Consider the following 15,747-nt stretch of genomic DNA (forward strand, 5'->3'; position numbering starts at 1 on the left):
GCGGCTCGCGAGGCCCAATGGCGACCGTGACGGTTCGGGCCTCGCACAAGTACCGCGACAAGCCGCATTCGCAAATCGCAACGTTGTTTCGTGCCGTATTCCGACGCCGCCGGCAACCCGCATAGAGTGTCGGCGACGTATCGTCCATTCGGCCATTGAGCGACGATCGCACACGCGTGGAGCGGCACCGCGAGCAACGAGGCGGCCGACCATCTCAACCGAAGTCGTCATGGCAAGGGGCGATTCGCATGCCACGGAACATAGCGCCGTTTTCCTCGGCAACGCTCAACCACGCCGTCCACGCGAACACGCCGCCCGCCACCGCGACGCCGCCTGTCGCGCATCCGACCGACAGGCCGGTCGTGGTCCCCGCCAACGCGATCGTCGGTCCGCTGGAAGGTTTGCTGCGCGTCCCGGAGCGGTGCAACAAGGTCAGCAATTTCGTGTCGCGAGGCCGCTCCGCACCCGGCTCGACGACGACGTTACGGCATTTCAGGACCCAGGAGGAACTCGCGCTCGCCGCACGGTTCGAGAGTCAGTTGCACTCCACGGACGGAGTCGATTTTGCGAACCTGATCGCGCAATATTTCGGCGTACAGGTCAACCCGGAAACGAAACGCGCGATTCGCGACGCGATCCCGCTTTATTCGGTGCAACTCGTTCCCGCCAACGGCGTGAAGGAGGTGTTTCGCGGCGTTGGACTGACGCCGGCGCTGGTCGGCGAAATTCTCGCCCAGCCGACCGGCATCGCGAGCCGCCGGTTCGCGCACAGCCTGCTCCACGGGTTCCAGAACGCGGACGGCACCTATCGCCTCGGCCACGGCATCGCCAGCGTGTCGACGTTGACGGGCGTCGCGAAAAACTTCGCAGCGAAGGAGTCGAAGCCGGAACGCGGCCTGCAACCGGTGCTCATGCATCTGAGTCTTTTCGGAGATCGAGGCGAGCTGGCTGGCGCGCGCGGTGTCGCTTTTGCTATCAGCACGCTGCCGCAAGAGACGCACAGCGAGCACGAAATCGTGCTCGACGTGACCAATCGCTACGAAATCACCGGGACGTCGACCGATGCCAAGAACCGTCTCGTCGTGCATATCAGTGCGTTCGGCAAGGCCGCCGCCGACCGCTCCCGGCTCGTCGCGACCGACAACTGGCCGCAGGTCGGCAAACAGGCCGGCAGCAACAAGGGTGGCCGCTTCGTCGACGGCATCGGCACCGAGTGGTACGTGAAGTCGTCCCAGTCGGAAGATTTCTCGCGCAACGAATGGCTCGCGGCCGAGCTTTATCGCGCCGCGAACGTCCTGGTGCCGCAGCTCGCGATGGTCACTCGCGGGAACCAGCCCGCGATCGCGTCGCGCATCATGGGCAAGCTGCGCACGAATCCGGCGGCGCTCCAGAGCGGCAAGGTGCCCGGCGCGCACAGCGGCTTCGCAGCCGACGTCTGGCTCGCGAACTGGGACGTCGTCGGGCTCGAATACGACAACCTGCTGCTCGATGCGGCCGGACGAGCGGTACGCGTCGACGTCGGCGGCTCGCTGATCTTCCGCGCGATGGGCGGACTCAAGGGCGATCGTTTCGACGACGAGGCGTCCGAACTGCTGTCGATGCTCGACCAGCAGATCAATCCGCAAGCAGCCAGCGTCTTCGACTCGCTCAACCTGGAGCAACTGAAGCAAGGGATTCGCGCGATCGAGCGGATTCCGGACCAGCAAATCGCCAACCTTTGCGCCAGGGGCCCCGGCGATCCGGCCCAGCGGCTGGCGCTCACGAGGCGGCTCATCATGCGCAAGCGCCGGCTCGTGCAGGAACTCGAACGCGGGCTACCGCACTTCCATCCGCGCAAGAACGACGACGGCAAGCTCGTCATCATCAGGAATCCGGGCGTGCCCAGCGCGGCACAGGCGTGGCGCGCGCCCGCGCCCGTGCTGACCTGCACGCCCGGCGCGGCGCTGCCGGAAAGCCTGAACGGGATCGCGCTCAAGCCGTCGTTCGCGCCAAATTCGGCGAACGCGTGGACGCTCCTGCATGCCATCGCCGAACGGATCGACGAGCCGGCGTTTCAACCGCATCCGGAAAAATCGAGCGCGGTCGGCACAATCGTTATCGAGCACGACGGCCGTATCTGGCTCATCGAGCCGACCAATCACATCGGCGACTATCAGCAGACATTTCCGAAGGGCGTGGCCGATTCGACACTCTCGATGCAAACCAACGCGGTGAAAAAAACACGCGAGAAAACCGGCCTGAGAGTCGAGTTGACGGCGTTCCTCGGCGACTTCGATCGGAGCAGCAGCCGGACTCGCTACTATCTCGCAATGCGTAAGAGCGGCACGCCCTGCGACATGGGATGGGAGACGCAGAGCGTCAAGCTCGCCACGCCCGACGCGGCGCCGGCCCTGCTGAACCAGTCGATCGACCGGAAGATCCTGGGCGCCGTCGGCAAGCACGTTCACCCCGCGCGCAATGACGAAGGGCACGTCGTCATCATCAAGAAACCGTCGGTGCCGAGCAAGCCGGCGGACTGGGCGAAGCCCGGCGCGATGCTGGCCTTCACGCCGAGCGGCGCGACGCCGGCGATACTGAACAAGACGCCGTTCAGGCCCGTGCAGGCGCCCAGCGGCGACGCCTGGCGCAACTTCGGCAACACCGGCCATTTCGACGAGCCGGCATTCGATGCCCGCGGCATGAAGCCGGCGGCCGGTGTCGTGATTCTCGAAGCGGACGGCCGCATCTGGCTGACGGAGCCGACCAATCATCACGGCCGATACGAACATTCGTTCCCGAAGGGCAGGCTCGACGCCAATCTCTCGATGCGCCAGAGCGCGATCAAGGAAGCCTACGAGGAGACGGGCCTCGTCGTGGAGCTGACCGGATTCCTCGACGACGTGAACCGCACCACCTCGCGTACGCGCTTCTATGTCGGCAAGCGCATCGGCGGCACGCCGGCCGCGACGGGATGGGAATCGCAGAGCCTCAAGCTCGCCCTGCTCGCCGACGCGGAACGTCTGCTCAACATGCCGATCGACAAGTACCTGCTCGGCAAGCTCACGAACCGCATCCATCCGAGCCCGAAATCGGCCGGCATCTACGCGGTGATCGACCACCCGAGCGAGCCGACTTCCGGCGCGCAGTGGTGGCGCCCGGATGCCACGGTCGTCGTGGTGCCGGGCAGCCGTCAGACGATGCCGGCGGAACTGCACGGAATCGGCTTCGGAGCGGTTCAGGCGCCGCGCGACGCGCATGGCTGGAAACGCTTCGCGACCCGGCTGACCGGGAAATTCAACGAGCCGGCCTTCGCGCAGTCGGCCGGCAGGAAATCCGGCGCCGGCGCGATCGTGATCGAAAAGGACGGGCGCGTGTGGGTCGTCGAACCGACCAATCATTTCGGCGATTACCACCAGACCTTTCCGAAGGGACAGTGCGAGCCGACCCTCGATTTCCGCGAAACCGCGATCAAGGAAGTATTCGAGGAAACCGGCCTGCACGTCGAGCTGACCGGCTATCTGGGCGATTACCAGCGCGACACGAGCAAGACGCGCTACTACATCGCGAAGCGGGTCGGCGGCACGCCGGTGCAAATGAGCTGGGAATCGCAGAGCGTGCGCCTCGCGCCGCTGACGGCCCTGGCGGATCTGCTGAACCGCGACGTCGACCGCTCGATCCTCGCGGATCTCACGCGACTGTTCCATCCGCGCAAGGACGAGCGCGGCAACAGGGTGCTGATCAATACGCCGACACTGCCGAGCGCCGCAACGAGCTGGGCGGACCCGCAACGAACGGCGACCTTCGTGCCCGACGGCAAGGTGCCCGCGACGCTCAACGGCATCGCGCTGCAGCGCTGGAGCGCACCCGCCACCGCGAGCGGCTGGGCGGCGCTCAACGTCGCGTCCAGCCAACTCCGGGAACCGTCATTCACGCCGAAACCCGGCTTGAGGAGCGGCGCCGGCGTCGTGATCTGCGAGCCGGACGGACGGATCTGGTTCACCGAGCCGACCAACCACTTCGGCAACTACACGCTGCTGTTTCCGAAGGGTGAAGCCGATCGCGAGTCCGGCTCGTTCGCCCAGAATGCCGCACGCGAAGCCTTCGAGGAAACCGGGCTGCGCGTGCAGATCATCGGCTTCGTCGGCGACTTCGACCGCGATACGAGCCGCGCCCGCTACTACCTCGCGCGCCGCACGGGCGGCACCCCGGCCGACATGGGATGGGAGTCGCAAAGCGTGAAGCTGATGCCGCCCGAAGCCGCGTCGACGGCATTGGACCAGCCGGACCGGCCGGTCGACAAGGCGATCCTGAAGCGCGCCCTCACGCATTTCCACACTGACGGCCGCGAGGTCGCATTCATCAGCAATCCGGTTCGACCCAGCGCGCCCGATACGTGGAGCAACGCGTCGGCGTCGGCCGTATTCGTGCCGCGCGGAGCGCTGCCGCCATCGCTGAACGGCACGCCGTTGTCGAGCTGGACGGCGCCCACCGACGCAACCGGATGGCGGCACGCCGCACGCTCCTCCGTGACATTCGCCGAGCCGCGCTTCCAGTCGGTCCCCAACAAGGACGATGCGTCCGGCGCCATCGTGGTCGAGCCGGACGGACGCATCTGGACCGTCGAACCGCTCGATCACGCGGGCGGCTACGACCATACGCTGCCGAAAGGCAAGCGCGCGCCCGAGCTGTCTCCCGCCGAGAATGCCGTGCGGCGAACCTACGAAAAGACCGGCCTGCACATTGAGCTGACCGACCTGCTGGGCGACTTCGAACGCAGCACGAGCAAGGCGCGTTTCTATCTGGCACGCCGCATCGGCGGCACGCCACGCGATATGGGCATCCAGTCCCAAAGCGTGCGCCTCATGCCGCTGAGCGCGGCACGAGTGTCGTTATCGGCTTCGATCGACAAAAAGATTCTCGAACGGCTGATCCGCGTGCTCGGTCCACAGCACGGCATAACGGGCGGCTGGCCGCTCGCGCCCTCGCTGCCGGCCGACGCGAAGCGGCGCGTCGTCTCGCTGCAGGCTTCGATACGTGGCGCGTTGCAGCGGCGCAAGGTCCGCGTGCGGCAGAAGGACGACGTGGTCAGCGTCGACATTCACGGCGACAAGAAACTGTTCGCCAGCCTCGGCTTCGCGCATCTGCATACGACGTTCCCGAAGACGATGCACTACATGGCCGTCGATCCGAACGCCTTCGAGGCGAATCTCGTCGGCGGCGACAGCCGGCGGTATCCGGTCCAGAAGCCGGATGGCGTCAACACGCAGGCGCTGTTCGGCGGCACGCATCTCGAGACGTCGCCGCTTCACGCGCTAACCAACGGCACGTTCTACAACCACAACGACGACGCCGATCGGGGCCAGCGCCAGAGCGCGGCCATCGGCGAGGCGAAGTACCTCAAGGTGTCGCGCCCGTCGGTGACGATCGACCCGCAATATGCCGACGAGTACGCGAAGGTCGATTTCGGCAGCACGTCGTTCCACAGCGGCCCGATATTGTCGGAAAACGGCATGCGGAAATTCCGCGAGGACAAGCTCGCCGAGATGCGATTCCAGTATGGCGAGAGCGTCAGCAGGCCCGGCGGCCTGCATCACGCGAACCACCCGAATCCGCGCACCGCGCTCTCGATGCCGTACGGCATCGGCCGCGGCATGAACACCTACGAGGCACCACCCGCGGTGGGTCATCCTAAGCCGGACGACAGCGCGCACTGGGATGCCGTGCGCATGGTATCGGTCACCGCGAAGGTCCGCGGCGCACAGGGAGACGGCGCGACCCTGCCGGAGCTCTCCGCGATCATGGCGCGCATCGAGCGCTTCAACAAAACCTGGCATTCCAGGGCATTGCCGTGGTCCATCAATCTCGACGGCGGCCGGTCGGTCTACAGCGCGGTGATCTATCGCGACGGCCGCAAGGACGAAATGCCGTTGCCCTCAGGCAATCAGGGCGTTCCGAACTTCGTCGCCCTGTCGCGCAAAAGCGGATAGGAAAGATTCGGCGGCCGGTACGGCCCATGCGATGTCGGCTCGGCGCGCGAGGCGCGCCGAGCCGACGCGTCCTGACTATCAGGATTCCGATGCAGTATCGTCGCCGGACACCTTCCTGTCGCCGTTCAGATCCACGCCCGCCGCCGCGAAAGCCGCGTCCCGGTGTGCTCGCAGCGCATCCGGATCGATATGAGGCCCGTCGTTCAGGCGATTCTCGCTCGCGCGCAGCCCGTTCTGCATAAATTCGTCGGTGAGGGCGTAGGTCTCGAATGCCCGAACCTTCGGACGCGCGGCCGTAATCAGGCGGTCGTAGTTGCCCGTCGACAGCGCATCCATCGTCGGCTGATCGAGTTTAGCGAACAGCGGCTTGTAGAGTTCGGCGGTCTGCGTCCAGGTGCCCGTTTCCCGAGGATTCAGCGCATCCGAACCGAAAACGAAGCGGGTCGGAAAATCGCGGATCAATCCAGCGAACGCCTCGATCGACTCCTTGTCGGGAATCTGCTTGCCCTTGGCATCGAGCAGGAAATTGCCGTCCTCGCCCTGCTGGTTGACGATCTGCTCGGCCACGCGCGACCACGATATGTCGATATTCACGTGCTTCATGTCCGGGTCTTCGAGAACGCGGCGAAGATTGTTCGCATGATCCTTCGGTTTGGCCACGAAACGGCCGATGCCGCCGAAGTGTGCCCAGATCAGCGTCGTGTCCTTTACTTCCGGAGATTTGAACAGCTTCCTGAGATTCTCGAAGTGTGCCGGCGCATCGAGAGCCTGGCCCTGCTCGCTGCGAGTCCGCTGATTGTCGAGCGAATCGACGTCGCAATGCAGCACCACCGGCAGGCCGGCCACCCCCGCCGTGGCGACGATGTTCTTGAACGACTGGATGTTGTCGGTCAGGTTCGCCTGGCGCGCGCCCTCGTATTGATTCTCCACCAGCTCCTTGTGGATCGTGACCTCGCCCACGCCGGTAAACATGCCCTTGTGGTGCGCCAGCTTGAACAGCAATGCCTGGGCGCTGAGCGGCGAACCGAGATGCAGCCCCGTAATCATCGGATCGAGACGATCGCGCTGGGCATCGCTCAGTTTTGCCATGTTCATGAACAACGCGGTGTCCGCATCGACCTGCTGGTTCAGGATCAGATGAGCCTTCTTCGAGAGTCGCGCGAGGCCACCGTCCATCATCTCGGGGCGCGTGATGTTCGTATCGCTCGACGGCACGTAATACGATTCAGGCGGAATATGATTGTGATCGGGGTTCCCGCAGGGTGCCGCGTCGGTGGGAATCGGCATCAGCACGCTGCGATGCACGCCAGCCTCGTCCATCATCTTCAGCATCTGCTCCGGGCTCATGCCCTGCTGAACATAGTTGGTCGGATGGAAATGGGAATCCGACCAGCTCGGCTTGCCGTTCCTGCCGATCAATTCGGGAAACTGATAGCTGTTGGTCTCCACATTGGACGGCGATTCAAGCGCGGACTGCTGCAAAGGCGCACGAAACCGCAATGTCCGCGTGCTGCCGTCGGGGAACCGCTTCGTCGCCGCCATCTCGACCGCGCCGTCCCTGGCCTCGCTACGTTGCGGCATGCTCAGACCTTCGTTGCGCGCCCCCTTCGACTCGCGAGAGAACGCGCTTTTTATGCTGCCAAGCGCGCCCATGATGGCATTCCCTCCGGAACGCCGGGGCGGAATATTCTCGACGGGCTTCCTGTTCTGTTCGGGAATGCTAGATTGCTGTTCAATCGACCGCGCCGTTGTCGACGGCGAGTTTCCAATTCTCTGGCTGGACATTGTGTCTCCTTGTTTAATGCTTTCGTACGAAAATGCGAGGAATCGCGCCTCGCCGCGTGGAAATCAATTTGCAACAAAATGTTGCCTGCCACACAACCGCAATAATTAAAGAATCCGAAGCATTCGATCGAAACACGAAGACCGCGTTGCACCGGCAACGGGACCGGCTGTTGCAGCAAACAATCCCCTTTCATTGACCAGCAATCCGAAACAAAATAGAAAGAAAAAAAAGTCGCCCGTTCGAGCCATGCCGAACAGGCGACTTTTGAATAAGCGACTTTTCCGAGGATGCCGGCCACGTCGCTGCACGTCGCCGACACGCGGTCAATTTTCGGCCGGCAACGCGTGCAGTTGATGCGGCGTCAGCACTTCGTTGACCGTCTGCGCCGTCAACACCGTGTCGGGGCCGACCACGTCGCGAATGACCGTGTTTTCGAGCAGGTACAGGAAGCGGTTCTTCCAGCTGTCGTTCGCTTGCAGGATCGCGCTGATCGCCCGGCTGCATTCGTCGTATCGGGCCCGATCTTCCGGTGTCGTCGCCGCGCCGGCGACATGGATCTCCCGCAGCGACAGCAGCGTATTGATCTTCTCCACGGCGACCGGCGTGATGATCTGGCGATCGGCAATCAGCAGATTGCCCTTGTCGGCCTCGCCTTCGCAAAGGTTCAGGAACGCATTGAGCTTTCTCTCGCCCTCGGCGCCGCCGCCCAGCGAAGCGATCCACGAGCGCCGGCGCTCCGGCCTTTCGGTCCGCACGGTCAGATCCTGCACTCTGACGCTTTCGTCGTCCCACACGGTCGTGGGCGCGATCTTGCCGTCCTCGGTGGAAATGCGCGCCGTTCCGCCGCGCGCCACCGGCACGGTCACGACACTCGCGCCGACGACGGGAATCGACGGAAACGAGATCGTCGCGACTGGTCCCTGCGCCTTGCTGACCGTCGGCACGCCGACGGCGATCGATGCGCTGGTCGTCGCGGAAGCCGCGAACGTATTGTTGGCGATGCTCGTCCTGATGGTGCCGGCGCCCACGTCGCCGCGTCCCGACGCGGTATAGGACGCCGCGCCGCCGAGGCTCAGCGACACGCCCGGTTTCCAGTTGTTCGCGTCGCCGCGCAAGCCGACGGTGACGGTGAAACTCGGACCGCCGCTGTAGCGCGTCACTTCGAGCGGGCTGATCGACAGCTCGGGATTGGCGGCATGCTGTTCGCACAAACGGTCGAACAGATCTTCCGGGGTCGCGGGGCGGTCGCCGCGTCGGCCGAACATCGCGTCATAGCCAGCCAGCAGTTGCGTGCGCCATGCTTCGGGCTGACCCGACACCATGCGGGAGCGCAGCGTCCACCCCTTCGAGACGGTGGCGTCGCCGTTCATCCACAACTGCCCTGTGACCGTGCCTTGCGCCTTGACGACCTGCGGCGCCCCGATATTGGCGGTAGCGACGGTCGCCCAGCCCGCGTGCCCGCCGACGCCGTAGCCGCGCGTCACGTCGAGCGACCCCGCGATGGCGGTGGAACCCGCCACGACCGATCGTACCCGGCTTCCGGCCACCGCCACGTCGGGCCCCATCAGTAGCGACATGTCGGCGCTCTCGCCCGGCATCTTCGGCAAGGCGGGCTTGATATCCTCCATCGCCTTTCTGATCGCCAGCGGGACATTCATATTGAAACCCATGCGCTCGGTGCGCTGCATGATGACCGGATACGTGGTGCGGGCTCCCATGATCGCGGCGCGAACACCGTCGACGAAATCGTCCGCGTCCGGCTCGATGCCCGACGTCAGCGCCGCCAACTGGTCGTGCACCGGCCCGTTCGTGATGCCGCCGTGGCGGGCCCAGGCACGCAAGGTGTCGACGCCCATCGGACCGATCTGCGCGAATTCGGCGGAATGCTTCACGTCGTCGACGGTACGGCCGAGCTTGCCGGCCACGGTTCGGACGAGTTCCTCGCGCTCGTGCTCCGACAGTGGCGTGCCTCTCGTCCATCCCTGGGCATGACCGGCAGCCGTCGGCTGACTGCTCGATGCGGTCCAGTATTCCAGCGCGCTGGCACGCAGTTCGTTCTCCAGCGCATTTCCCGGGGCCGCCCGCAAATGGGCGGCCACCGCCGTTACCGCATCGTTCAGTTTTACGGTGTCCAACTGGCCGCCGGCGAAGGTGTTGCCGTGTCGCTCGAAACGATTCAGCGAGGCCAGGCGATCGCCGTGTTCAGTGCCCGGCGATACGTCGATGCCGACGTCACCGAGCCACGCGCCCAGCGTCTTGAGGTCCACCGATTCCAACGCGCCGACCTGCCGCCCAAGTTCGCGAAGTTGCTGCGCATCGTGAGTGATGCCGAGCCCCTGCTGAGCCGTGCGCGCGATTTCCGTCCGATCGTCGGCGCTGAATCGATGCGTATCCGCCCATCCCTGGGTTCCCACCTGCTTGCACCATGCAGCGACGGCAAAGGCACGCACCATGTTGCGGATCGTATCCGGCGACAAGGTCGCGCCAGCGGCGGCCGGATCAAAACCTCCGACGAGGGCACCGATCGAGCGCACGGCGGCCTGCTGGAATTCCAGGAAATCGGCTTTGGGCTCGCGCATCATCTGTCCGCCCGTGCCCTGTTTCAGCGAAGTCAGCGGCGTGCTGTTGACGACTGTGCCCAGCCCCAGCATGGAGCCGGCGGCGGCCGCGTTCAGTCCATCGCGCAGCATGCCGAACATCTCGGCGCTAAAGTCGCGGACCTGTGCCTCGTCGAAAATATTGTTGCGGGCAGGCAGGTATGCCTTGCCGAGATTTTTCTCCAGCTTCGCGCCCGGATTCTTGAGGAGTACGGCCGATGCGACCAAGGCACGGCCCTCGATCGAAGTCGCGAGCGCCTGCAACGACGGCTTCATGTAGGCGTCGGTCGGGATGTCGGCCTGGCGCTGCCCGGCGGGCAACGCGGTGTTGATCATCCGGATCAGTTCCTCGACCGTATCGGGAGCGGGCCCCGCCACCGGCGGCCAGCGCTGCAGCAGTCTTTCCGCACAGTTCATCTGCGTATTCAGCGCTTGCGATTGGGCCGCGTGACCGACGCGGTCCTGATCCCGGATGTCGGGCAAGTGGCGCAGCATGCGCACCGCGTCGAGACCGTTGCCGCCGTTGACCAGCGCACGCTGCATCGCAAACGCGTCGCGGTTCGCATCGGGCGTCGCGGCCGCCGGGTTGCGCATCGCATCGCATGCGGCACTCGCACGCATGGCGTCGCCGTTGCATACGCGAGCCAGCGCCAGCCCTGCCAGCGCCACATGCTCGTGATTGACGAGCTGCCCGGCCAGGGTGTCGAGCATCCGGCGCAGCGGCGCGTCGGCCGCGACAGTCGAGATGTCGCCGATGCCGAACTCGGCCGCTACCACGCGCTGCATTCCCGCGCGGGTCTTGATCTGCTCATGCGAGGTATAAGCGGAGTCCTTGCCCGATACACCGGTAAAACGGCTCAGCGCATGCTGGGCGACCCCGAACAACCCGTAGCCGTGGGTGCCGGTTCCTTCCGTCCGCGGCTTGTCGGCGTTTACCGGCGCTCTCGGACCGGTCGGCCGCGCGGTGGTTCTCGAACCGAACAATCCGAAATTCAGGGTAGTGGATGCAGGCCGGGCGAATCGAGCCAGTGAGCCGAGCACGCCGCCGGAACTTCGCTGGGTCGTTTTCGCCGCGACATCCTGGGGCATCTCGACCGGCTCAGGGGGGGCCGCCTGCTCAGGATTGCTGACCGAACCGCCCATCGGTCGCATGGCATAACTTTCCACTCTGGATGATGACATGATCTCCACTCGTTGTTATGTCATTAATGCGTTATTGATGGATCAAGGTCTCATATCCCGAGGCCGGATCGGGCACCCCCCGCGCAGTTTCATTGCGATATGCGAAGACAGCAGTGCGGGGCGGCCGGCATGCGGCCGCCCCGCACTCAGAACACCGTGCGCAAACTCAGGCTCGCGCCGAAGTTGTTGGCCTCGCCGCCGAACGCGAGCGGGCCGTTCGGATCGTTGACGGACGCGCCGCTCAGGTGGCTACGGTCCACCTCGAGATAAACGTCCGTGCGCGGGCTCAGCAGATAGTCGACGATCCCATAGACCGTCTGGATCGTGCCGTTCTGACCTGGCGCGACGTTGTTCGCGTGGTCGTACGCGTAGGACGCGATGAAACGCCATTGCGGCGCCGCCTTCCACGTTGCACCGACGCGCACGAACACGTCGTCGCGTGCCGACGTCTGCGGACCCGACAGCGTCGTCGCATTGCTGATGATGTTGGTGTTCGCGAGCGGGCCGCCGCTGTTCGATGCAGCGACCGAGAAGCCGGCGTCGCGGCGCGCATCGATGCCGTACAGATACAGGCCGACGGAGCCCCAGGCGTAGGTGCCGCCGGCCGAGCCGACCGTCAGCTTGTGGCCTGCGCCGTCCTTCGACTCGGCGCCGCTGATGCCGACTTTGCCGCCCGCGAAGTTGTAGATCAGAAAGGCGCTGGTGGTGCTGCCTGACGACGCGCTGCCCGGCTGGCCGCCGAACGAGCGCTGCAGTTGCACCGTCACCGGGCCGAGATTGTTGTCGTACTCGGCAGTGTTGTCGAAGCGGATGCCGGTGAGGAACAACGACCAGTCGGTCACGTTGATATTGCCGCCGCCGAGCGGATCGAAATTGAACGCGTAGAAATTGTAGATGCCGCCATACTGCCGGCCCAGCTTCAGCGTGCCCCACGTGTCGTCCTGCAGTCCCATCCATGCCTGGCGGCCGAATAGTTGTCCCTGCTGATCGCTCTTGCCGTTCGCGATATTGAAGCCGGATTCGAGCTGGAAGATCGCCCGCAGGCCGCCGCCCAGATCCTCGCTCCCCTTCAGCCCCCAGCGGTTGCCGTTGATCGCTCCTTCGTTGAGGCTGACGACATGCCCTGTCGCCGAAGTCTGAAAGCGCACCGCCTGGTCGATGAGGCCGTACAGCGTGACGCTCGATTGCGCCCACGCGCCACCGCATGCGCCTGCCAGCGCTACCCCGCAGATGAGATTCTTCATTTTATTGTCATTCCTAAACGATTTATCTGTTTTACCGATCCATTCCCGGCTCTGCCCATCGCAACGTAACGCGAGGCAACGCGACGCGGCAGGCCGGCGGCCACATCTTTACGCATGCGCCGCCGGTCGGTCGAGCAAGAAAATTAAATCGTCCGCACAAGAAAATCGGATAGGCCGCGCGCGGCTCAGACCGTGACGCGCGCGGCGCCCTCGCCGAGCCGCTGCGCGTAGCGCCGCACGGTGCCGATCGCGATCTCGACGAGTCGATCGGTCCAGTCTGTGCCGTCGCGCCACGCCATTACGAACGGCAGCGGCGGCGGCACTTCCAGCCCTTCGATTCGATGCAGCACGCCGTTCTGCAGCGCGTCTTCGACGAGCGCCGCCGGCATCGCCACGACGCCGAAGCCGGCCTGCGTCAGCTTCACCATCGCCGCCACGGAATTCATGCAGTTCACGCGCGACTCGCCGAGCCCGTACGACTGCATTAGCCGCAGCAGATCCTGGTGCGGACGCGAATGGCGCGAATACGTGATCAGGCGTTCGCCGCCGAGCCAGCGCAGCGCCGCCGTCGGCGATTCGGGCCTGGGCCCCGTCACGATCGGCGAATCCGCCGCCGCGATCCAGCTGATCGGCAGTTCGAGCACCTCGATGCTGCGGATCGTCTCGTCGCGTAGCATGTCGGTCTGGATCACCATGTCGAGCATGCCGCGCCGCAACTGCTCGTTGAGCGTCAGCGCGGTCTCGACGGTGACCTCGATGTCGAGATTCGGATAGTGCTCCATTACGTCCGCGACGAAATCGACGAACCACGAATGGATCGCACTGTCCATCGCGCCGATCCGGATCGTGCCGAACGCGAGCTTCTCGCCATGCAGCGACGCGCGCAGCCGCGCCATCGATTCGTTGACCTGCTCGGCATACGCCAGCACGCGCTCGCCCGCGGGCGTGAGGCTCGTGCCCCGCGGGCCGCGCGCGAACAGTCTGACGCCCAGTTGCTGCTCCAGCGCGAGAATCCGGCTGGAGACGGCGGCTTGCGTCGAATGGAGCTTGTCGGCCGCGAGGCTGAAGCTGTGCAGCTTCGCGACCCAGATAAAGGTTTCCAGAAACTTCAGGTTCACGTGATCTCTCTGTCGATACGAGGCGAAAAAATCGGCGCGCAGCGATTCGCTGCCGCCGAGCCGCTGCGGGTATCAGAGGAACATCAGCGAATTGAGCAGCACGATATTGACGACCAGCATGATCAGCGCGGTCGGCACCTGCGCGCGAATCACGCCGTATTTGTCCGGCAATTCGAGCAGCGCGGCCGGGACGATATTGTAGTTCGCCGCCATCGGCGTTAATAGCGTGCCGCAGTAGCCGGAGAACATGCCGATCGCGGCCATCGTCGCCGGGTTGCCGTGGAACACGCCGACCAGGATCGGCACGCCGATGCCGCCCGTCATCACCGGAAACGCCGCAAAGCCGTTGCCCATGATGACCGTGAAGAGCGCCATCCCGACGCAATAGACGACGACCGCGACGAAGCGATGGTCGAGGTCGATGTAGGTCGTGCTGACATGAGCGACCGCCTTGCCGACGCCGGCATCGGCGAACACCAGCCCGAGCATCCCGAGCAGTTGCGGCAGCACCACCGCCCACGACAGCGCGTCGATCAGCCGGCGCGATTCGCGGACCGACTGCGCAACCGAGTCGCGCGTCAGCCAGCATGCGAGCGCGAGCGCGGCGACGCAGCCGATGCCGAACGAGACGAGCGTGACGTTCTTCGGATCGATCAGCGGCATGCCGCCGAACACGAGATGCGACGACAGCAGCGTGCCGATCACGGTGACGAGCGGGATCGTCAGCGCCGGCGCGAACAGCCGGTTGCCGAGCTGCTTCGCGCGCTCGAAGCGCTCGCTCTCGGTGCGGACCTTCGGCTTGCCGCCCGTCACGCCGCCGAAGCCCGCCACCAGCGCCATCGCGACGACGAGCCCGCCGACCACGGCGGCAGGCAACCGGTCGCCGACCACGAACACGACGCCGTAGAGTATCCAGAAACCGCCGGCGAGAAACCGTTTGGGATGCTCACGATCGCAAACGATGATGCCGCCGACGACGAACAGCAGTACGCCGAGCAGCCAGAAGAAATAGTTGAGCAGGATCGTCATGCGTGTTCTCCGTTGGCCGGCGCGGCGGCGTGAGAGGGACTGTCGGGCGTCTCGGACGAAGCCTGCGCCCGGCGTTCGAGCCAGCGGTCGAGCCGCCGCAGCCGCAAGCTATGCACGACGAACGCGGCGACGGCGACCGGGATGCCCCACACGGCGACGTGCAGCGGCTCCACCGTGATGCCGGCCTCTTTGAGGAACGTGACCATCAGCACGATCGCGCCGAACGCGACGAAAATATCCTCGCCGAAGAACAGGCCGACGTTGTCGGACGCCGCCGCGAACGCGCGAATCCGGTAGCGCTCGGTGTCGCCGAGCTTGCCGAAGCGCGCGGCGGCGCCCTCGGCCATCGGCGCGATCAGCGGGCGAACCATCTGCGGATGGCCGCCGAGCCCGGTCAGGCCGAGCCCAGCCGTGATCTCGCGCACGAACAGATAGGCGATCAGGAGCCGCCCCGGTGTGGCCGCGCGAATGCCGCTGATCCAGATCTGCGCGCGCTCGCGCAGCCCGTGCCGTTCGAGCAGGCCGATCACCGGCAGCGGCAACAGGATGATGAGCGGGATCACGCGGGTCTTGACGAAGCCGCTGCCGATCGCCTCGAGAATGCGTTCGACCGGAAAGTGCGCGGCGAAACCAGTGACGATCGCCGCCACCGTGACGATCAGCATCGGATTGAAACGCAGGACGAATCCCGCGACGATGACGAGAACGCCAAGCAACGGATAGAGATTGACTGCCGTGGGGTGCATCGTTGGTCTCCTGATTGGTCCGGCGGCGGGTGGTGTTCCCAACCGCCGGTAGGGTGAATTTCACTGCCGCACGGGCGGC

At 65.1% G+C, this 15,747-nt stretch carries 8 protein-coding genes; 1 reads left to right on the forward strand and 7 read right to left on the reverse strand.

The window, feature by feature from the left end:
• Positions 1-248: 248 nt before the first annotated feature.
• On the forward strand, positions 249-5,966 hold the full coding sequence (locus G3N58_RS03795) for an NUDIX hydrolase (RefSeq protein ID WP_167044141.1): 5,718 nt from the start codon (positions 249-251) through the stop codon (positions 5,964-5,966).
• Positions 5,967-6,044: 78 nt separating this feature from the next.
• Here G3N58_RS03795 and G3N58_RS03800 read toward each other — a convergent pair whose 3' ends face one another.
• The 7 genes from G3N58_RS03800 to G3N58_RS03830 all read right to left on the reverse strand — a co-directional run bounded on the left by G3N58_RS03800 (position 6,045) and on the right by G3N58_RS03830 (position 15,668).
• A complete protein-coding gene (locus tag G3N58_RS03800) occupies positions 6,045-7,547 on the reverse strand; it encodes a hypothetical protein (RefSeq protein WP_167283321.1) in 1,503 nt (500 codons plus the stop codon).
• A gap of 50 nt (positions 7,548-7,597) precedes the next feature.
• On the reverse strand, positions 7,598-8,050 hold the full coding sequence (locus G3N58_RS03805; protein WP_167283320.1) for a hypothetical protein: 453 nt from the start codon (positions 8,048-8,050) through the stop codon (positions 7,598-7,600).
• Between the two features lie 25 nt (positions 8,051-8,075).
• The gene (locus G3N58_RS03810; RefSeq protein ID WP_167044147.1) at positions 8,076-11,234 is read right to left on the reverse strand and encodes a hypothetical protein; all 3,159 of its coding nucleotides are present in this window, start codon (positions 11,232-11,234) and stop codon (positions 8,076-8,078) included.
• Positions 11,235-11,677: 443 nt separating this feature from the next.
• Complete coding sequence (locus G3N58_RS03815) at positions 11,678-12,775, reverse strand: porin (RefSeq protein ID WP_167283318.1); 1,098 nt, start codon at positions 12,773-12,775, stop codon at positions 11,678-11,680.
• A 185-nt stretch (positions 12,776-12,960) separates the two neighbouring features.
• Complete coding sequence (locus G3N58_RS03820) at positions 12,961-13,893, reverse strand: LysR family transcriptional regulator (protein ID WP_167044153.1); 933 nt, start codon at positions 13,891-13,893, stop codon at positions 12,961-12,963.
• Positions 13,894-13,965: 72 nt separating this feature from the next.
• Positions 13,966-14,922 carry a DUF979 domain-containing protein gene (locus G3N58_RS03825; RefSeq protein WP_167283317.1) on the reverse strand — a complete coding sequence of 319 codons (957 nt, stop codon included), beginning with the start codon at positions 14,920-14,922 and terminating at the stop codon, positions 13,966-13,968.
• Complete coding sequence (locus G3N58_RS03830) at positions 14,919-15,668, reverse strand: DUF969 domain-containing protein (protein WP_167283316.1); 750 nt, start codon at positions 15,666-15,668, stop codon at positions 14,919-14,921. The genes G3N58_RS03825 and G3N58_RS03830 overlap by 4 nt, the downstream gene beginning before the upstream one ends.
• Positions 15,669-15,747 lie beyond the last annotated feature (79 nt).

This window comes from Paraburkholderia sp. Ac-20342, from assembly GCF_017104985.1.
Lineage (GTDB): Bacteria > Pseudomonadota > Gammaproteobacteria > Burkholderiales > Burkholderiaceae > Paraburkholderia.